This window comes from Paraburkholderia ferrariae NBRC 106233 (assembly GCF_000685035.1).
GTDB lineage: Bacteria > Pseudomonadota > Gammaproteobacteria > Burkholderiales > Burkholderiaceae > Paraburkholderia > Paraburkholderia ferrariae.
Genome location: NZ_BAYB01000032.1, coordinates 81,402 through 100,851, shown reverse-complemented (window position 1 = coordinate 100,851; position 19,450 = coordinate 81,402). Strand labels below are relative to the sequence as shown.

At 57.7% G+C, this 19,450-nt stretch carries 19 protein-coding genes; 13 read left to right on the top strand and 6 right to left on the bottom strand.

Annotation, left to right across the window (positions count from 1 at the left end):
* The first annotated feature begins 17 nt into the window (after positions 1-17).
* The 4 genes from BFE01S_RS29170 (at position 18) to BFE01S_RS29155 (ending at position 4,237) form a co-directional block, all read left to right on the top strand.
* Complete coding sequence (locus tag BFE01S_RS29170; RefSeq protein ID WP_245621223.1) at positions 18-506, top strand: DoxX family membrane protein; 489 nt, start codon at positions 18-20, stop codon at positions 504-506.
* A 55-nt stretch (positions 507-561) separates the two neighbouring features.
* Positions 562-1,632 carry a porin gene (locus BFE01S_RS29165; protein ID WP_084170219.1) on the top strand — a complete coding sequence of 357 codons (1,071 nt, stop codon included), beginning with the start codon at positions 562-564 and terminating at the stop codon, positions 1,630-1,632.
* Between the two features lie 80 nt (positions 1,633-1,712).
* Positions 1,713-2,786 (top strand): TRAP transporter substrate-binding protein DctP, encoded by a 1,074-nt coding sequence (dctP, locus tag BFE01S_RS29160; RefSeq protein WP_245621222.1) that lies wholly within the window; start codon positions 1,713-1,715, stop codon positions 2,784-2,786.
* The gene (locus BFE01S_RS29155; RefSeq protein ID WP_245621221.1) at positions 2,783-4,237 is read left to right on the top strand and encodes a DHA2 family efflux MFS transporter permease subunit; all 1,455 of its coding nucleotides are present in this window, start codon (positions 2,783-2,785) and stop codon (positions 4,235-4,237) included. Before dctP ends, BFE01S_RS29155 begins: the two co-directional genes overlap by 4 nt.
* A gap of 66 nt (positions 4,238-4,303) precedes the next feature.
* Here BFE01S_RS29155 and BFE01S_RS29150 read toward each other — a convergent pair whose 3' ends face one another.
* The 6 genes from BFE01S_RS29150 to BFE01S_RS29125 are packed head-to-tail and all read right to left on the bottom strand — an operon-like array spanning position 4,304 to position 9,386.
* On the bottom strand, positions 4,304-4,972 hold the full coding sequence (locus BFE01S_RS29150) for a 4-carboxy-4-hydroxy-2-oxoadipate aldolase/oxaloacetate decarboxylase (RefSeq protein WP_028228543.1): 669 nt from the start codon (positions 4,970-4,972) through the stop codon (positions 4,304-4,306).
* On the bottom strand, positions 4,969-5,646 hold the full coding sequence (locus tag BFE01S_RS29145) for an RraA family protein (protein WP_028228542.1): 678 nt from the start codon (positions 5,644-5,646) through the stop codon (positions 4,969-4,971). The genes BFE01S_RS29150 and BFE01S_RS29145 overlap by 4 nt, the downstream gene beginning before the upstream one ends.
* A gap of 2 nt (positions 5,647-5,648) precedes the next feature.
* Entirely contained in the window at positions 5,649-6,311 is a 663-nt protein-coding gene (locus BFE01S_RS29140; protein ID WP_028228541.1) for an RraA family protein, read from the bottom strand.
* 17 nt (positions 6,312-6,328) lie between these two features.
* Positions 6,329-7,327 carry a DODA-type extradiol aromatic ring-opening family dioxygenase gene (locus BFE01S_RS29135; RefSeq protein ID WP_028228540.1) on the bottom strand — a complete coding sequence of 333 codons (999 nt, stop codon included), beginning with the start codon at positions 7,325-7,327 and terminating at the stop codon, positions 6,329-6,331.
* Positions 7,328-7,354: 27 nt separating this feature from the next.
* Complete coding sequence (locus BFE01S_RS29130; protein WP_028228539.1) at positions 7,355-8,368, bottom strand: amidohydrolase family protein; 1,014 nt, start codon at positions 8,366-8,368, stop codon at positions 7,355-7,357.
* Between the two features lie 58 nt (positions 8,369-8,426).
* Positions 8,427-9,386, bottom strand: coding sequence for a PDR/VanB family oxidoreductase (locus BFE01S_RS29125; protein WP_028228538.1), 960 nt, complete (start codon positions 9,384-9,386; stop codon positions 8,427-8,429).
* 279 nt (positions 9,387-9,665) lie between these two features.
* On the opposite strand from BFE01S_RS29125, the gene BFE01S_RS29120 reads away from it, so the two are divergent.
* The 9 genes from BFE01S_RS29120 to BFE01S_RS29080 all read left to right on the top strand — a co-directional run bounded on the left by BFE01S_RS29120 (position 9,666) and on the right by BFE01S_RS29080 (position 19,422).
* On the top strand, positions 9,666-10,808 hold the full coding sequence (locus BFE01S_RS29120) for a WD40/YVTN/BNR-like repeat-containing protein (protein WP_028228537.1): 1,143 nt from the start codon (positions 9,666-9,668) through the stop codon (positions 10,806-10,808).
* Between the two features lie 73 nt (positions 10,809-10,881).
* The gene (locus BFE01S_RS29115; RefSeq protein WP_028228536.1) at positions 10,882-12,066 is read left to right on the top strand and encodes an acyl-CoA dehydrogenase family protein; all 1,185 of its coding nucleotides are present in this window, start codon (positions 10,882-10,884) and stop codon (positions 12,064-12,066) included.
* Positions 12,067-12,075: 9 nt separating this feature from the next.
* Positions 12,076-12,372 (top strand): hypothetical protein, encoded by a 297-nt coding sequence (locus tag BFE01S_RS29110; RefSeq protein ID WP_028228535.1) that lies wholly within the window; start codon positions 12,076-12,078, stop codon positions 12,370-12,372.
* A 56-nt stretch (positions 12,373-12,428) separates the two neighbouring features.
* The gene (locus BFE01S_RS29105; RefSeq protein ID WP_028228534.1) at positions 12,429-13,682 is read left to right on the top strand and encodes a Rieske 2Fe-2S domain-containing protein; all 1,254 of its coding nucleotides are present in this window, start codon (positions 12,429-12,431) and stop codon (positions 13,680-13,682) included.
* Between the two features lie 7 nt (positions 13,683-13,689).
* Entirely contained in the window at positions 13,690-14,484 is a 795-nt protein-coding gene (locus tag BFE01S_RS29100) for an amidohydrolase family protein (RefSeq protein ID WP_028228533.1), read from the top strand.
* A gap of 23 nt (positions 14,485-14,507) precedes the next feature.
* Positions 14,508-15,611 (top strand): zinc-dependent alcohol dehydrogenase, encoded by a 1,104-nt coding sequence (locus BFE01S_RS29095; protein WP_028228532.1) that lies wholly within the window; start codon positions 14,508-14,510, stop codon positions 15,609-15,611.
* A 50-nt stretch (positions 15,612-15,661) separates the two neighbouring features.
* Positions 15,662-16,507: an amidohydrolase family protein gene (locus tag BFE01S_RS29090; RefSeq protein WP_028228531.1), complete on the top strand. Its 846-nt coding sequence runs from the start codon at positions 15,662-15,664 to the stop codon at positions 16,505-16,507.
* A 240-nt stretch (positions 16,508-16,747) separates the two neighbouring features.
* Positions 16,748-17,824 (top strand): aromatic ring-hydroxylating dioxygenase subunit alpha, encoded by a 1,077-nt coding sequence (locus tag BFE01S_RS29085; protein WP_028228530.1) that lies wholly within the window; start codon positions 16,748-16,750, stop codon positions 17,822-17,824.
* A gap of 26 nt (positions 17,825-17,850) precedes the next feature.
* Entirely contained in the window at positions 17,851-19,422 is a 1,572-nt protein-coding gene (locus BFE01S_RS29080; RefSeq protein WP_028228529.1) for an FAD-dependent oxidoreductase, read from the top strand.
* Positions 19,423-19,450 lie beyond the last annotated feature (28 nt).

Genomic DNA, 19,450 nt, shown 5'->3' with positions numbered 1-19,450 from the left:
ACGATGATCGCAAAACGATGCCCCAGCTCGTGGGCAAAGTCATCCTGACGTTTTGCCGCCTCTATCTCGGTGGCTGGATGTGTGTCAGCGGCACCAGCTACTGGCGGACGGTTCTGGGCATGTCGCCGATCTTCCCGCAGCCGTTCGGCACGCTTCCGGCGTCGAACGAACTGCTGGTAACGATGGTTCACACGCACTTCTTCCATATCGTGAAGACCTGCGAAATCTTGGGTGGCCTGTCCCTGGTTCTTGGTGTCTTTGTACCGGTCGGCCTGCTTATGCTCCTGCCCGTGTCGTTCGTCGTTTGGTACAACGCGATCGTGTTGAACCATCGCTTCGACAAGATTTTAACGCCATACATGGGCGTTGGCTGTCTGTACATGAACCTGGTGCTGATGGTTTGGTACGTCCGCTACTACCTGCCAATGATGACGTTCAAGCCGACGGTCGGCCGCATCGGCGATTGGAAAAAATTGCCCAACATCTTCAGGTCGGACGTCGCTTAATCAGGCGACCGCTTGCTGAAGCAGCTGTTTAAATTAATAGAAAAGAGGTGACAAGGTGAGGAGATACGTTAAAGGATCTGCATTGGGAGCGGCGGCGCTTCTCTCCTGTGCAGCACATGCACAATCGAGCGTAACGCTATACGGCGTAGTCGATGAGTTCGTGGAAAACATGAGCGGCGGGGGGCAGCACCTTACGGCATTGAGCGATGCAGGAATGCACGGCAACCGTATCGGTTTGATCGGAAGTGAAGATATCGGCGGCGGTACGAAGGTCATCTTCAACCTCGAAGCGGGATTTCTGGCCAGCAATGGGCAGTCGGACTCGCCCACGCCGGGGGCTTTTTTTGACCGTCGTGCATACGTCGGTATGTCCAACCAGACGTACGGTACGGTCAAGATGGGTCTCATCGAGACGGCCGGTTACAACTGGGCGTCGCAATACGATGTAATGATGATTGCCCCAGCGTCCGTTCTCGGTTCGCTCGTCGCTGACCAGCCGCGTCCGTTCGTTGGTAACAACGAACGTGATCCGGGTCGTCTACCGAATACGCTCTCGTACGAGACGCCGAACATCCACGGTTTCAATGCGCAGTACACCTACTCGTTCGGATCGGCAGATACCGACAACTCGCCGAGCTACAACGTGTTGGGACTCTACTACGCCCAAGGTCCGCTGACGACCGGAGTGCTGCTTGCGCGCGTTGGTCCGGGGGATGGCTTGACGCCCGCGACGTCAGCGCAGAACGAAGCCGATATCGGCGTTTCGTATAACATCAAGTACGCGACGCTTTACGGTACGTTCATGTACCGTAACGTCATGGGTTTCGACGCCGATAAGGGCTGGACGCTTGGGGCAGCGATCCCGATCAATACGGAAAGCCAGATTCGTATCGGTGGCGGCAAGATGAACAGCGGGCAGAAGAATGGCAGCTGGGACTTGACGGCAGTGGCGATCGACTACATGTATTTCCTCTCGAAATCGACGTCGTTGTACGCTTTCGCCAAGCAGTTGTGGAACAGCGGTAACGCTCACCAGACGGCGTTCCTGCCGGGCGGTCTGCCGTCGCCTCTCGAATCGGATTCCAGCCAACGCATTGTCGGTGTCGGTATCTCTCACAAGTTCTGATCCGGTGTCTCCCAGAGTGAGGGTTAGCTACGTTGCTGCGGTGGCAGCGACGTAGCTTTTTTTGTTTAAGGGAATATCTGATGAAGAGAGTTGCACGCCATTTTAAAAAAGGCGGGTCGTTGTACCGCATCTCCAGCGATACGATGGGTTTCTTATTGGGGGCGCTGTTGCTCGTGCAACCTTTCGTGGCGCACGCGCAGCCTGTTCAAACCATCAGTATTGCCGAATATCGACCGCATGTGACGTCAGACCAGCCGACGATGCGCGGTATGATCAAGTTCGCTCAGATCGTAAAGAGGAAATCGAACGGTCGTCTGATAGTGACTGTCAGCCAGGATACCATTCCCGGTTCGCCTGAGGATCAAATCAAGGCCCTGCAGGCAGGCGGCATCGGCAGGCCCGACATGATGTTGCTCGTCACTCCCGCCCTACGCCACCTGGTGCCCGAATTCGAAATCATGGATCTTCCATTCGTCGTCCACGGAGATCGCGAAGCGCATGAACTTCTAGACGGGCAGTTCGGCCAGACTCTGCTGTCGCGCCTCAACGGTCATGGCCTGACGGGATTGGCCTGGTGGGAGAATGGATTCCGTCAAATAACGACGTCGGGCATCCCATTTGTATCCGCGCACGATTTGACGAACAGGCCCGTTCGTGTCATTCCGGAACCCGCTTTCATCGAGACGTTTAAGGCCTTGGGCGCCAATGTCGTCGGTATTCCGTATCCGAAGATGTTCGAATCGCTGAAGAACGGGCAGGTAGAGGCCGAAGATAACTTTGACTCGCAAATCCTCGCCGGGCACCTGTATGACGTCCAGTCTGCCATTTCGGTTACGAATCACTCGTATAGTGCGATTGCGGTAGTTGCGAACTCGTCGGTCTGGCAGAAATTGTCGGTTCGAGATCAACGCGTTTTACGAAGTGCTGCGGTAGAGGCTGGACGCTACGAACGCGATTTAATTCGGGAAGAGGCGATGACCGATCGTCTGGAACTTGCACGTCACGGTATGAGGATTTATAAAATTTCGCCGAAAGAGATCGCGAAGATGGCAGCAATGACTGAATCCGTCAGACGCCAGTTTTTCCATAATTACGACCCTGAGATTGTCGATATTTATCGACATCAGATCGCAATGCTTTCAACAACCCAGTGATTGAGGATAAGTCGAAACTTGATGATGTGATGGACTCCGAGGCGATTTCGGAGTCATCCCACTGCGCTACATCAAATCACGCAAGATTGATTCCAATGATCGTCGCGGTGCCGATGTTTTTGCAGAGTCTCGATACTTCTATATTGGGTACGGCACTTCAATCGATCGCCAGTTCTCTACACGTTGAGATCCTCCACCTCAACTTCGCTATCACAGCGTATCTTCTAAGTCTCGCATTGTTTCTTCCCGCGAGTGGATGGCTCGCAGATCGGTTCGGTACCCGGAAAGTTTTCTGCTCAGCGGTCGCTATTTTCTCGCTGGCATCCGCGTTCTGCGGTGCGGCCACATCGATTACCCAAGTCGTATTGTTCCGGATTTTTCAAGGATTGGGCGGTGCCATGATGGTGCCGGTGGGACGTCTGATTCTGCTGCGCAGTATCCCGCCCGCGCAACTGGTAGTGGCGATGGTGTGGTTCACTGTCCCAGGATCGATTGGACGCGTCGTTGGACCGCTTCTCGGGGGCCTCATCGTGACGCTGACCTCCTGGCGGTGGATTTTCCTGCTCAATGTCCCTTTCGGCGTTTTGGGCATCCTGCTATCGCTGAAGTTCGTGCCTGACTCGCGCTCCGAAAAAGTCGACCGATTTGACTTCAGGGGATTCGTTTTGATGGCGATAGCGCTTTCGGGCGTCGTCTTCGGCCTGGAGACGGCCGGCCACACTTTCGTGCCGCTGACGGTTACGATTGTCGTTACAGGCCTCGGACTTGCGGCCGCTGTGGCGTATGTGATCCATAGTCGGGACCGCGTCGATGTCATCATTCCCCTCAAGATCTTTGGATATAAAGCGTTTCGTGCGGCAACTGTCGGTGGGATACCGGTTCGTCTGGCAGTTGGCTCCGCTCCCGTTTTTATCCCGGTGCTGTTGCAAGTTGGGCTCGGCTTCACGCCTGTTCAGGCTGGCTTGATGGGTGCGTGGCTTGCAATCGGCGCATTCTGTGTGCGTCCGATTATGCGGCATGCGATTCATGCATTCGGGTTCAAACCGATCCTGATCGTGGCCACCGCATTGACGGGGACGACGTTCGCCTGCTACGGATTGTTTACCCCAAACACATCCATTTATTTTATGTTCGTCGTTCTGTTCATTGCCGGGATCGCTAACGCATTGGGCATGATCTCTATGAACACGATGGGCTTTTTGGGTGTGCCTCAAAATCTAATGAGTAAAGCAACTGCGCTGTCGACGATGATGCAACAAACTTCGATCAGTTTCGGTGTCGCGCTGTGTACGTCATGCCTGACGGTTACGGCGCACGTCCATGGTCATAGTGCAGAACGGCTGACGTTCCGCGATTTTCCCGCGACGTTCTTCATCGTCGGGGCGTTGTCTTTACTGTCGATCGTGGCATTCGCTCAACTGAAGGACGAAGAGGACGCTGAAATGCGATGAACGATATCAGCTGCCCCCGCGGTCAATCCCGCCCCCATTGGAAGCAAGCACGCCTCGTGCTTGTAATCAGAGCCAGCCGAAAATGCTGAGCGTACTCTCACCCACCCCGAGTCGTTTCAATTGTTCGGCTTCTGCTGCTTCACGCGCTTCCGCAGCGATGATTGCCTGCGCTGCCTGCTCTCGCGGAATGCAAACGACGCCGTCTTCGTCGGCAACAATCAGATCGCCTGCGTTCACCGTCACGTCGTCGAACCGTGTCGGTGCGTTGATCCAGCCACGTGCGCCGAAATCCTTTCCTGTGCCGCGAATACACAGTCCACGGGAGAAAACCGGGAATCCGATTTCGGATAGCAACCGCTGATCACGAACACAGCCGTTGATGACGAGGCCGGCGAGGCCACGAACCTTCGCAGCCGTTGACATGATTTCGCCCCAGTACCCATGTTCATACGCATCGCTTACAGAAACGACCAGAACATCACCGGGTTGTGCTGCATAGATCGCCCGATGAAGCCAGAGGTTGTCGCCACCCGGCGAATGAACTGTCACAGCAGGCCCGCAAATCTTGAAGTCGGGCGCCACAGGCTGGATTGCGGCCGGCAGCGCACCGATCTTACCAGCGGCTTCGTGCAGCGTTGCAGATGGTAATCTGCTCGCCGCCTGGATCAATTCGATGTCCGGTCGCTGAATGTCGAGACGCGTGGTCTCGTCAGAATTGAAACGTGGACCGGTCATGCTGCACTCTCCGCGTTACGTGTTTGCAAGTGATGGTACTTGAACTGCTTGCGCGCCTCGTCGAGGCGCATGCCCGAAGCAACCGCTTCGCGAATTGCTTTTTCTGCCGCCTCGATTTCTTCAGCAGCGGCTAACACACGTTCTTCGTGTTCCTTGGGGATCGAGATCACGCCGTCGGCATCACCACGTAGAAGGTCACCGGGAGCAACACGGACGTCGCCGATATTGACCGGTACGTTCGTGGCTTCGACTTGTACGCGATCCTTGCCCGTACGCATCCAGTTGTCCTTCGAGAACACCGGGTAGCCTAGGGACAGGCAGAGGTGGACGTCGCGGTTGATACCGTCGATCACTGTACCGGCGATGCCGCGGCGGTGCGCGATTTCGGTCAGGATGTCGCCCCAAACTGTTGCATCGGTCCTGCCACCGTTGTCGAGGACGATCACGCTGCCGGCCGGCACGTCGTCAATGAAGTCACCAACGGTGCCCGAGGGCGAAGCAGCCGGGCCATAGAGAATCGTGAACGCACGGCCAGCCATGCGGAAGGATGGATCCCGGGGCTTGATCTTCGAGCACTGACCGTTCAAGCCCAAGCGATCCAGTGCGTCGCTGAGGGTCGCCGTCTCCAGTTTCGCTGCGCGCGCAACGTTCTTGTCTTGTTGAATATCGGACATTTTTAATCCTTCAGCATGAGTTCATAGTTGCCGCCCATCACTTTGCTGATGGGAGTGCCGGCGAGAACAGCCTTCGCCATCAGGGCTTCACGAGCCACGATCGATTCGGCCGTTTCAACAACGCGTGCAACGTCGGCGGCGCGAATGAAGATGATGGCGCTGCTATCAGCGATGACATAGTCACCGGCCTCGACCGCGGTACCGAAGACTTCGACGGGGACGTTTACACCTTTCTCGACGATGCGACCGCGGGCAGTGCGGGCGGTGAATGCGTTCGCGAACACCGGCAGACCCATCTCGCGGGATTCATCGATATCGCGAACCGGGCCGTCGGCGATTACTCCGGCAATAGAGCGAACCTTGGCGCCCAACGAGAGAATGCCGCCCCAGCTACCGGCTTCGATACCAGTGCGCTGCTCGACCACGATCACGTCGTCGGCACCACCGAGTTCGATAGCGGTCGTGCCCAAGTGGCGAGGTGGTCCCGGAGGCGGGTCTCCCACGCCGAGCTTCATGGTAATGACCCGGCCTGCGATGCGCCGGGTGCCCGATGCCTGAGCCACGCCGCTCACAACTCCCGTCAAACCGAGTTTGTCCAGCGCATCGGAGACAGCACAGCAGTCCAGCCGACGAAGGCGATGGACCAATTCGTCTTTGCTTTTCATATTTGACAGTCCTTTTCTCAGTCCTGGGGCTTCCAGTACACGAAGCCCATCGCGTTGCCGGTACCGGCTTCGCTCCGATAGCAGGGCACATAGTCGACCACCGTCATGTCGAACCCGATTTCGTCCATCACTCCCGCTACAGGAATCCAGTTCTTGATTTCGGAAGTGCCAGCCTGGAAAATCTCTTCACCAAGGGCGAAGACCGGCGCGAAATCGTGCCTTTTCATCGCGTCGAGCACCAGGTTGTCAACGCGCTCGTCGATCACAAAGTGCGTCAGTCCGCCCGAGGCAATGACGGCAACCCGCGCGTCGCTATCCCAAGACTGAATAGCACGACCAACAGAACGACCGAACGCGTGGCAACGCTCGACCGTCGGCTGGTTCGGCGGGTAGAACGTGTTGACCAGCAGCGGCACGGTCGGGATCACCTGATCCTTCATCAGTTGACGGAAAACGAATCCGAAAGCGTGAGGCGTTTCGTGTTCCGAAAGGCGCTGAAGGGCCGCGACGTCAAAGTTGTCGGCCATCGCACTTTTGATGATGTGTTTCGCGAGTTCGGGAACGCCAGCGTAGGTTGCGGTGTCCGGCATATAGCCGGGCATCGCATGACGGACACCCGGGGGCATCGTCTGGAGCTTCTCGTGGCTGATCATGTTGTTGACGATCGTTGGGCCACACATGACACTGAGTGCAGGGATGCAATCAGTATCGAAAATCTCCATTTGGTCGTTGCCAACAATCACAACGACGTCCGGCCTGGCATCCGCCAGAACATGAGCCATTTCCTCGATTGCGGCCAAACACTGACCGTGCCGCTTCGTCCACACGTCGAGCGTTATCTGTTCCGAGAGGTTTTCGGCACGCCGATAATCGACGAGTTCGTCGAAGGACCATTCGCGGCCTTCGAAGTGATGCTTGCTCAGTCGATCGTCGGGCACACGAGCGCCCCAGGTCTCAGGCGGCGTCACCAGCATGGGGCCGTGCGATGTCCCCATTCCCAGTACGATTTTTGCCATGATTTCGGGTCCTGTCAGCGCCGGGGATTATTGGTAGTCCGCGAGATTGAGCTTGAACAGATCGCGGGCGTTGCCGAAGAAGATCTTGTCCTTCTCGTCCTGCGAGAGCCAGTCGAAGCCCTGGATGAATGGCTTGATGTCGTCGAACGTGGTACCTGTTGCCGGATTGATTGCCGAACCAACGCCAGGGCACTCGGCGCCGAACAGGCAGCGGTCAGCACCAACGGTCTTGATCAGCAGACGCAGCGACTCTTCCGAGTAGAGCACGGTGTCGTAATACAGATTACGCATGCCCTCGAGGAAGTCGCGACCGGCGCGCATTGCGCCCGACTGGAAACGGCCGATCTGGTAGGGGACCGAACCACCGCCGTGCGAGACTAGCACCTTCAGCTTCGGGAAGTCCTTGAACACGTTCGAATTGACGAGGCCAAAAACGGCGATGGTCTCTTCGTTAATGAAGTGAACTGTGTAGGGCGTGCGAGCCGAATGCGAACCCGTTGCGTGGATATGCGCCGGTATGTCCAGTTCGCATAGCTTTTCGTACAGCGGATACCAGTAGCGGTCGCCGAGGCCGGGTGCCTCGCTACCGTTGTTTTCGAACGGATCGGGATTGAGCAGCACGCCCTTGAAGCCGAGCTCTTTGACGCAGCGCTCGAGCTCCGGCAGTACGACTTCGATCGGGTCGCCCGCGACTTGCGGCAGACCGCCGATACCGATGAAGCGGGTCGGCAGCAGTTTGACCGTGCGCGAAATGATATTGTTGGTTTCTTCGGTGAACCAGTGCACGAGTTTGCCCGGCTTCTGGCTGTGCATCATCTGAAACGGACGCGGCGAAAGGAGCTGAACGTTCGTGCCCACGCGGTCGAGCATGTCGATGTGGCCGACCGGCGCCATTTCCTTGCGGTTGGCATAGTGGAGAATTTCTTCGTCCGTCACTTCCGGCATCTTGCGACCGTGCTCGCCGCGATGCGAGAGGATGTGCGCCTTATAGACCCAGAGCTCGGCGGGCGGGCTGACGTGACCGTGGCAATCGATAATCACTTGCTTGTCTCCTAACTTAACGTGAGAGGATGGGCGAGCTCCTCGCCCAGTGTTTTACTTAGAGATCGAGGACGAGGCGATCCCCTTTGCACCCGGAGCAGCAGATGATCATCGTCTTGCTGGCAGCCTTTTCGGGCTCAGACAAAATAGCGTCGCGGTGATCAGGCTGACCTTCGAGAACGCGAACTTCACACGCTCCGCACACACCCTCTTCGCAGGAGTACGAAACGGGAACGCCTGCTTCGCGGACGACGCCAAGAATAGTTTTCCCTTGCGGCACGGTCAGCGTTTTACGGCTCTTGCGCAATTCGACAACGAAGTTGCCGTCGAGGGCGGCTTCTTGCTTGGCGGTGAAGTATTCGACGTGAATTTGTTCCGGGGGAAGCGCAGCACAGGCGGCTTCGAACGCCACAAGCATCGGGCCGGGGCCACAGCAGTAGAAATGAGCGTCCTGGCCTTCGCGCTGCACGATGTCCGCGATATTGAGGAACGCGTTAGTCTCGGCATCGACGTGGATAAGAGCGTGCTCGAATGATTTCAGTTCTTCGGTGAACGCGACGTCAACGCGATCACGGCACGAATAATAGATACGCGGTGATTGCCCGAGTTCTTTCAGGCGTCGCGCCATGCACAGGATAGGGGTAATACCAATACCGCCCGCAACGAGGACCGTATGAGCGGCGTCTTCGTTCAGCGGGAAATTGTTGCGCGGTACACCGACCTGTACCAGGTCCCCAACGCGCATCGTTTCGTGCATGTAGCGGGAGCCGCCACGCGACTGCGGATCAAGTTTGACACCGATCACATACGATCGCTGTGTCAGGCTGTTGCTCGATTCCAGTAGCGAGTATTGACGCGTCAGACCATTCGGCAACACCACTGCAACGTGTGAGCCGGGTTCAGCCGCCGGCAGCAGATTACCCGCGGGGTCTTCGAACGTGAAGGCCCAGGTGTTGCGGGCCAGGTAGTTGATCGCGCTCAAGCGCAGCGTCATCACTTCATTCAGTTGCTCGGTCATGTCACCTCCAAAATCGTAGAGCGCGGGGAACCGCGCAAACGGTGCGCAAGCATCACACATCACGCTTCCTTTATTCCAAATGTCTTACGCCTGAATCGCACCCTGCGAGTGTTGCGGGTTCATTGACGCGTAATTCTTTTTTGCATATTATTTGGGCTAGCCAGAAAAAAGTCAAAGACTCTCCGGCGCCAAAGCAGTGAGTTGTCGTGGCGAAGGCATTGAAGGCTGTGTTTCCGCCGAAAACCGGCGACATAACAGGGGTATTCCCCAGGAGGAGAGATGATTGCAGTTCTGACCACTAACGGTGGAACCGTGACGCACGGTGAAGCTGCGGCAACGACGCTGTTGGCCGCAACGATTCGAGGCATGCTGGTATTCGAGCGTCCCGACGGCAGTGCGCCGTGGAGGCTCACGCGCAAGGCACTTGACGATCGCCATGTGAGCGCGCTGCTCTATGTGCCGAAAGCAGGGCTGCTGTTCGCAGGCGCACACGGCCAGGGCGGTCTTTCGGTCAGCAAGGATCTGGGTGTGACGTGGGAGCCGTGCAACAACGGCATCAACAGCACGCACATCTACACCATGGCTCAGCAGGAGCGCGACGGCCGCACGGTGCTGTTCCTGGGCACGGAGCCGTCCGCACTCTATCGCAGCGATGACTTAGGCGCCAACTGGGTCGAAATCCCCGAGATGATGACGGTCCCCGATCAGCACAAGTGGACATTCCCGCCGCCCCCGCACGTCGCGCACGTGAAGAACATCGCGTTCCATCCTGCCGAGACTGAGACGCTCTATGTCTGTATCGAGCAGGGTGCGCTTCTCAAGACGGTCGATGACGGCAAGACGTGGACAGAGCCGCGTAGCTATGAATCGGAAAACGACAAGTTCTACCACGACAACCACCGCGTGCTGATTCGTCCGTCAAATCCTGCGCAGATGTTCATGTGCGGCGGCGAAGGCCTGCATTACAGTGCCGACGCGGGTGAGTCCTGGGTGCATCTGATGACGCGTCAAGGCGCCATCGGGTATCCCGACGCGATGTTCATCGATCCGCGCAACGAAAACGTGCTGTACCTGGGCGGCCCGGGCAATGCTCCGCGTGATTGGGGTGCACGGAAGTCGGCGAACGCAACGGTTCTGCGTAGCGCCGATGGCGGTGTCACCTGGGAACATATGCGTAATGGACTGCCCGCGGAAGTCCTCGGCAACATCGAGGGCATGGGGCTGTACCACTGGGACGACAGGATCATGCTCATCGCCGGCACGGCGACGGGCGAAATCTACGCGACGGAGAACGACGGCCAAAGCTGGTACACGATTTCCGATGACGTGCCGCCGATTTCGAAGGGGGGGCACTATCGCTGGTTCCTCGACGCCAGGGAGCGTGTGAACGTGGAAGGCCGTTATGGTCGCAACGAACACTGACCGGCAATTGAACAGAGCTATTCGGAACGTCGGGGTCCCGGCCGCGGCGCAACAGGTCCTACAGGAGAAGTTTGTGAGTCGTATCAATAGTCACGAGGAAGCCCTCGCTCTAGCCAGCAGTATGCATGATGCGATCCGTTCGCGAGTCGCGCAGACTGAAAGCGAGCGCGTGGTGCCTGGAGCAACCATTGACGCGCTGCGCGATTCGGGCCTCTTCAATATCATCACGCCAAAGTCGTTTGGTGGTTCCGAATTGGGATTTACGACATTGGTCGAAGTGACTGCGGAAATCGCATCGGCTTGTGGCTCGACCGGGTGGGTATTTGGCGTCCTCGCCGGTCATAGCTGGATGCTGAATCTGTTCCCGTTGCAAGCACAACGCGACGTCCTCGGCGAAGGTCATGCGCTCACGGCCACCGTCTTCCGTCTGGGCGGTACGATCACTGAAGTCGACGGCGGGTATCGTCTCGTCGGCGGCGAAGGGCGTTTCTGCTCCGGTATCGACCATGTGCAGTGGGTAATCATCGGGAACGCAGTGCAACGCCCGGAGGGCCCGCCCGAGCCGCGCTTCTTTGTCGTCCCGCGCTCGGATATCGAGATTGTCGACGACTGGCATACCGCTGGCCTGCGCGGCACCGGTAGCCGTACGATCAAGGTCGCAGAGGCATTCATTCCCGCGCACCGGTCCGTTTCCGTCAGGGACATGATGACCGGCAACGTCGAAGGCGCCGATGCGATGCGGGCTCCGATCTACCGCATGCCGTTCCAGAACGTGACACCGTTCTCGCTCATCGGCGCTCCATTAGGCATCGCCCGCGCTGCTATCCGCTCATTCACGGAAGGTTTGTCGCCACGTCTGAAGGCATTTTCCAGCGAACAGGCGGCAGAGCAATCGGCAACGATCGAGCGGCTCGCTCACGCGGTGGCTGATATTGACGCAGCCCGTGCGCTGATCCTCGAAGACACGCATCGCATTGACACGGCGGAGAGCGCGGATTCGTTGACCGCTCTCGAATGGGCACGTATCCCCCGCGACTGGGCATATTCGGCCCAGGTCGCTCGTCGTGCAGTCAACAGTCTGTTCGAAGCCGCAGGCGGCACCAGTATCTACAACGCGTCAGATCTCCAGCGGATCTGGCGCGACGTCAACTCGGCCGCACAGCACTTCGCATTCACCTGGGACAGCGCATTGACGAATTATGGTCGCCAGGCACTCGATCTCGCGCCCTCGAAGTTCGGCCCTGGCCCCAAGAAATAGGAGCTTTCCATGAACGTCGATGATCTGCATTCAATCGAGGATTACTCGTCGGAAACGCTGCGCGAATTAATCAGGCGAGTTGAGCGCTCGCACAAGCTCGAACAGATGATTTATCGCGAATCCGAACTGGATGAAGTCTGGCGACTGCTCGACAGCGACATCGTTGCGGCGTCACACAATTCTGCAGCGGCACAGGATCTCGTGACATTACGTAAATTGATTATCGAAGCGCACGATTTGATCGGCAACGATAGCAACACGGTGGACGCTCGCGAACGATTGCTGCAGGCCGTCTCACTCGTTTAAGGCCAGCGAGGAGAGATCCCCGCGGACATTCACAGATATAAAGATCAGGAGCAAACATGCTTTCCCGTGAAGATAATGACGTACTGACCCAAGTTGGTAAAGGCACCCCGAACGGCGACATGATTCGTCAGTTCTGGATTCCGGCGATGCTTGCGTCGGAAGTCAAGGAGCCGGGCGGCAAGCCGGTCCGCGTTCGTTTGCTTGGCGAAGACCTCGTTGCGTTTCGCGACAGCGACGGTAAGGTCGGGCTGCTCGAAGAACAGTGCCCGCACCGTCGCGCATCGCTCGCGCTCGGCGACAATTCGGACGGTGGCCTGCGTTGCCTCTACCACGGCTGGAAGTTCGGTGTTGACGGCCAGTGTCAGGATACCCCGACCGAACCGGAAGAATCAAAGCTGTGCTCGCGTATCAAGGCGGTGGCTTACCCGGTGCGCGAAGTCGCTGGGGTGATCTGGACGTACATGGGCGACCCTGCGAAGGTTCCGCAGTTTCCCGAATTCGACTTCATGTCGTACCCGGCCGAAAAGGTTGCAGCATTCAAGGTCCTGGAAGACTGCAATTACGCTCAGGCCGTCGAAGGGACGATCGACTCGGCACATGCAGGCGTTTTGCACCGCGAACAGCCGTGGTCGGAACCGGCGAAGTACGAACACGAGCGTGATCTTCGCCCGAAGATCGAAGTCGAATACACGCTCTACGGTCTGCGCTACGCCGGTGTCCGCAATTTCCGCGAAGAAGGCAAGCTGCACGCCCGCGTTACGGAAGTGATCCTGCCGTTCTTCACGCTGATCCCGCCCGATGGCTTTGGCGTTCGCAAGAACCGTCGCATGGCCAATGCGTTTGTCCCGCGCGACGACCAGTCGACGTGGCACATCCAGTGGTTCTTCGACGAAACGCAACCGGTCGATATCGAATATCGCATTCAGGAAGGCGGCCACTGGCTCGATGAAAACTTCCGCAAGGAACTGAACATCGACAACTGGTACAGGCAGGACCGTGAAGCGATGAAGACGTCGTCGATGTCGGGTATCAAGGGCATCCTGACGCAGGACCATGCGGTCAGCGAAACGCAGGGCCGCATTCTCGACCGCACGAAGGAACACCTCGGCACGTCGGACGTGGCAGTCGTCGCATGGCGTCGTCAAATGATCCGCTCGGCCCGCGCATACGCTGAAAGCGGTGAACTGCCCAGCGTACTGACGAATACGATTCCGTGGAACCAGATTCACGCTTCCACGGTGATCTTCCCGAACGACCGCACGTGGAAGGAGCAAGTACCGCTTAACCCGGACGTCGCTCTCAAGGCTTGAGGTTCGCATGATCGTTGACAGCCACGCTCACGTCTCGCCTCATTGGTATGAGCCCGTCGAGACGCTGCTCCATCAGATGAATGAGTCCGGTGTCGATCTCGCGGTGCTCACGCAGATGATTGGGCAGACGGACAACCGATATCAGCAGGATTGCATTAAACGATATCCGCGCCGTCTGGCGAGCGTGGCTTGGGTCGATGCGGAGGCCCTCGATGTTTCGGTGACGATCGAGAATCTGGCGCGCGAAGGTGTGTCAGGTATCCGGTTGCGACCGTCGGCATGCCTCGCTGATGGTCGTCTACCCGGGGCATGGCGAGCGGTTCAGGCAACTGGACTTCCCGTCAGCTGCGTGGGGTCCGCCGAGACATTCAATGCCCCGGGCTTCGTCGAGATGGTCGCCAGGTTGGCGGGAACAGCCATCGTCCTCGAACACTTGGGTGGTGCCAGCACGCCGGTCACGTCCGACGAGCAGTTGGCAGTCCGTCGGGAGGTGTTCAAGCTGGCGGAGTTTCCGAACGTCATGCTTAAGGTGCCGGGACTAGGTGAGTTGATGCCCCGTAATCCGAAAACGTGGCACTCGGGCCGTCCTTTCGGCGACTCGACGCCATCGCTTCTCCACGAAGCGGTCACCGCCTTCGGCGCGAATCGCCTTATGTGGGGCTCTGACTTTCCACTAGTTTGCGGCCGCGAGGGCTACGCAAACGCCCTGACACTCACACGCATCGCACTTAACGGGTTGCCGGATGATGATCTCAACGCGATCTTTGGCGGCAACGCCAGACGCGTATTTTCAAAAAATTGAGATCAAAACAGCAGGAGACGAACATGACGAAAAAGGTACTCGCGGCAGTCAAGACAGACGTCGAAACGACCGAACTGCGCGAATTCGACTATCCGATCGTGAAACCGGAAACGGGAATTCTTCGTATCGAAGCCAGCGGCGTAGGCGGCAGTGATCCGGAGCTGTATCGTAAGGCGGGTCACGTTCCCGTCATCATGGGGCACGAGAACGTCGGAACCATTGAAGAAGTGGGTGAGATTGCTGCGAAGCGGTGGGGCGTTAAGGCCGGCGACCGCGTTGCTCTCCATGAATATCTGCCCTGCTGGCATTGCGAATGGTGTATGAAGGGCGATTTCCGCCTGTGCATGGAGGTCGACTTCTTCAACGTAAAGGATCGACTGAACACCGATCGTTTTGGCATGTCGACCGCCAACAAGGCACCGCACTTGTGGGGCGGGTACGCGCAGTATATGCATCTGCCGCTCAATGCGGTGATGCATAAAATTCCCCAAAACATGACGGCCACGCATGCCACGCTGGCCGTGCCGTTCGGTAACGGCGTCCAGTGGGCATGCCTCGATGGCGGCGCCGGTCCCGGTAAGGTCGTGCTCGTATTCGGCCCTGGCCAGCAAGGCTTGGGCTGCGTATTGGCAGCGAAGGCGGCCGGCTCTTACACCGTGATCCTTGCAGGCATGACGCGCGATCGTAGCCGGCTAGATCTGTCTCTCCGGTTGAGCGCCGATTATTCGATCGACGTCGAGCAGCAGGATCTTGAAGCCGAAGTCATGCGCATCACGAAGGGCCGTGGCGTCGACGTCGTTGTAGATACAACAGGCGATCCCAAGGGGGATATCGTCAAGCAGTCGATCGTCCTGGCAGCGAAGGGTGCTTACCTGAGCCTCAACGGCCTGGAGCAACAGGTTCCCATCGGTGAAATTAAAAAACGCTATTTGACAGTGCGTGCACCGCGTGGCCGTAGCTATGCCGCAGTCGAACTGGCACTGCGCTACATCGGCTCGGGGCGTTATCCGATCGACGAAGTGTGCTCGCATACGTTCGGTCTGGCCCAAACGCACGAAGCAATTCTGGCGACGGCGGGGCGTGGTGTCCAGGGTGCAATTCACGTTTGCGTGGACCCCTGGAAGTAAGCCGCCCCATATCGTCTGGTAAGACTGAAATTTATAACTAAGGGAACGTCATGATCGACAGTCACGCCCACCTGATTTCGACTAACCGCGAGAAGTATCCGCCGTCGCCTTTGAGCGGAAAACTTGAAGACAACGCATTCGACGATCCGGTTACGGCTGAGCGTCTGATCGAGTTGCTCGATGCGAACGGAGTGGAGCGCGCATTGGCCGTGCAGCGCGCTCACCTGTATGGCTTCCACAACGACTACGTTGTTGACTCGGCCCAGCAGTATCCGGATCGTCTGCGTTCGCTGTGCATGATCGACGCGCTGTCCGACAACGTCGAAGCGACGGTGCGGTACTGGGTTGACAAGCGCCGTTCAGTCGGCATTCGTCTGACGGAGCCGCACAAGGGCGCGGACTCAAGCTGGTTCGCATCGAAGGCAGCCTATCGTGCATGGTCGGCTGTGTCGGATCTCGGTGGTTCGGTGCGTCTGCACTTCTACCGCTGGAATCGTGTGGCGGCACTCGACGCACTGCAAAAGGTCGTGAAGCTATTCCCGAGTACGCCGATCGTCCTCGACCACTTCTCGAATATCGTCGGCGAGTCCGGCGCACCGGACTACGGCGTGGATGAATCGCTGTTGAAATTCGCCGATTCGCCGAACGTCTACCTGCTGTATTCAATGATCAACCTCGGGAAACTGAAGGCGCTCAATCTGCCTTCGGCGCCCGTGGTTGAGCGTGTCGTTCGCTTGTTCGGAGCGGAGCGCGTGATGTGGGGTTCCGACATCGCTCAGTCGAAGGGCGAATATCAGGACATGGTTCAGTTGGCAAAAGACTCCGTGTTGTCCCTGTCGGAAGCAGATCGGCAGAAGGTGCTCCACACGACCGCTGAGCGCGTGTACTTCAACTGATAGTTCGTAAAAACAGCAACCTGTCTTGGTCGAACGGGACGCGGTTTTTGGCATTTAGGGGTATTCCCGAGTCTTGTCGTAGCCGAGAACAGGATAAGATGAAGAATACTTAATTGAATACTATTTAGGGCGAGTCCATCGGGTTTCTTCGTCAAGGTTCGGGTACAGCAAGGTTTGGCTTGCCGTGTCGTACCGTACGCTCGATTTATCCGTTCGTGATTCTCTCTAGGGAGACTGCAAATGAAGTTCCTTCGGAATTGCTGGTATATGGTCGGATGGTCGAGCGAGTTTTCGGCGACTGATATCGTCCCATTCACCCTCATGGACGAGCCGCTGGCGATCTATCGTAAAGAAGATGGCACCCTGGCCGCTCTGGAAGATCTGTGCCCGCACCGTCTGGCTCCGCTTACTGCCGGCCGTAAGGAAGGCAACGAACTGCGCTGCATGTACCACGGCCTGAAGTTTGCCGCCGATGGTCGGTGTACGGAAATTCCCGGCCAGGAACGCATCTCATCAAAGGTGTGCGTCCGTAGCTACCCCATCGAAGAGAAACACGGCGCGGCATGGGTTTGGATGGGCGAGGCGGAGCGGGCCGACGTATCACTGATCCCGCCGATCTCGGGCCCGGACAGCACCGAATTCGCGATGGTCTGCGCGAAGTTCGTGATGAAGGGCAACGCGGAACTTGTGGCTGACAATCTGCTCGATCTGTCGCACGCACCGTTTATTCACGAATCGACTTTCGGCGCTTCGAACATGAAGAGCCTGAAGCTGATGAAGGAGGGCGAGACGAAGCGCGGCACTACGGTTCTCGAGCGCGGCGTGCGTGCCGACCGTTGGCACTCGGGACGCCAGTCAAATCCTTACTTCGGCGATGTGCCGTCCGACGACCGCGTGATCAGCACGTTCCTGGTACCGGGCGTCTTCATCCTGACGATTCACTCGTACGCTCCGGGCGTACAGGATCGCCTCGTTGACGGCGAGCCGGCGGAAGAGCCGATCTTCCGCCGCTGCACGTGTCAGATGATTACGCCGATCAATGACACGGAATCGATGTTCTTCTATAACTTCGGGCCCGGCGTCGAGCGCGCTGATCTGCAGGAACACGCATTCGCGATAGCCAACGCTGCGTTCGCCGAGGACAAGGCAATCATCGAAGCGCAGCAGGCGATGATCCAGAAGGTACCGGGCCGCAAGATGATCATGCTTGCGATGGATCAGCCGGTGCTGCGTTATAACGAGATCTACGACGGCCTTCGCGCGAAGGAAGCGGTTGAGGCAGCACAAGCACCCGCTGCGGCAGTCCAGGCAGGGTAACAAGCGCCGGTATGTTTGAGAGAACGATGAATAACGAAAAGATGGACGTGAACTGGACCGAGCCCCAATGGGACGAGCAAGCCGATATGGTCGTTGTCGGTTATGGCGGCGCAGGCGCGACATTCGCGTTTGCAGCCGCGGAGCAGGGTGCTGACGTGCTCATCCTCGAAAAAGGTGCTCAAGGCGGTGGTAACTCCGTCTGTGTGGCTGGCGGTCTGATCATGACGTCAGTTGATGAAGAAGAGTCGTTCAAATATCTGAATTGGCTATGCGCCGGTCAGACCGAAGAGAGCGTACTTCGTCATTTCGTTTCGAGCCTCAAAGACATACCGTCGTTCCAGCACAAACTGGAGTTGCCGCTTAAGGACAATCCGCAGCCGTTCTCGGCGCCTGGGTTCTTCCCCGAATTCGCGGGTGCTCCCGGTAGCCAAAGTATCAGGGGCATGAGCGTTGTTGCTGCGCCGGGCGGTGCAGGTCTATATAACGCGATTTCGGCGCAGGCAGAAAAGGCAGGTGCGAAGGTGAGATACAGCACGCGGGTCACGCGTCTCGTTCAGCATCCGGTCACTCGCACGATTCTCGGTGTCGAGGCGGAATGCGAAGACGGGACACCGATCGCTATTCGCGGCCGCAAGGCTGTGGTGTTGGCCAGCGGTGGTTTCGAGGCAAACGAAGCCATGTGCAAGCAATTCCTCACCGCGTGCCCAATCTATTTCCTGGGAAGCCCGAATCTGACTGGCGACGGAATTCGCATGGCTCAGGAGGTCGGCGCCCAGCTATGGCACATGAATGCTGTTGCAGGTCCTCTCAACATGGGGATTAAGTCAAGGGAGGGCTACGTCTACGTCACCTATGACCTGAACAAAATTGCTGGTTTCGGTTACAAATCGGGTGCGTTCAAGGACGGCGGTAGCTTGCTGTGGGTGAACCGGCAAGGAAAGCGCTTCCACAACGAGACGGTCGATACCTCGGTGGTTCAACACGGGTTGGCCAATCGTGATACATGGTTGGCGACGACGCCGGGCATCCCTGAATTCACTAACGTGCCGGCTTTCCACATCTTCGACGAAAAGGTTCGTGTGGGTGGTGCGGCGATGACAACTCTAAACTCGCGCGTGCCGCCGTGGAGTCAAGACAACCTCCGCGAACTCGAGGAAGGCCTGATTGTCAAAGCCGACACGCTCGAAGAACTGGCCTTGAAGTGCGAGTGGCCAGAAATCCCGGGCGTCTGCAGAGCAGGTCAACTCGATCCGCAGGCATTGGTTGAAACGGTCAAGCGTTACAACGAGCAATGCCGTCAAGGTGCCGATCCCGATTTCGGCCGCGAAACGTTCCTTGTACCGCTCGACGACACTGGACCGTACTACGCCATTGGGCCAATGCTGCCGACGTATCTAAACACTCACGGTGGGCCTAAGCACGATGCAGGGCAACGTGTTCTGGACCATCGTGATAAACCGATTCCAGGTCTTTATGCAGTCGGTGAATGTGGATCTTTATGGGGTCCGTATTACAACTCGATGGGCGACATCGCTGAATTCATCGTATCAGGTATTACTGCGGCAAAAACCGCGCTCGCCGACAGCGGGAATCAGTAAAGGACTTGAAAAGTCGTACGGACAATAA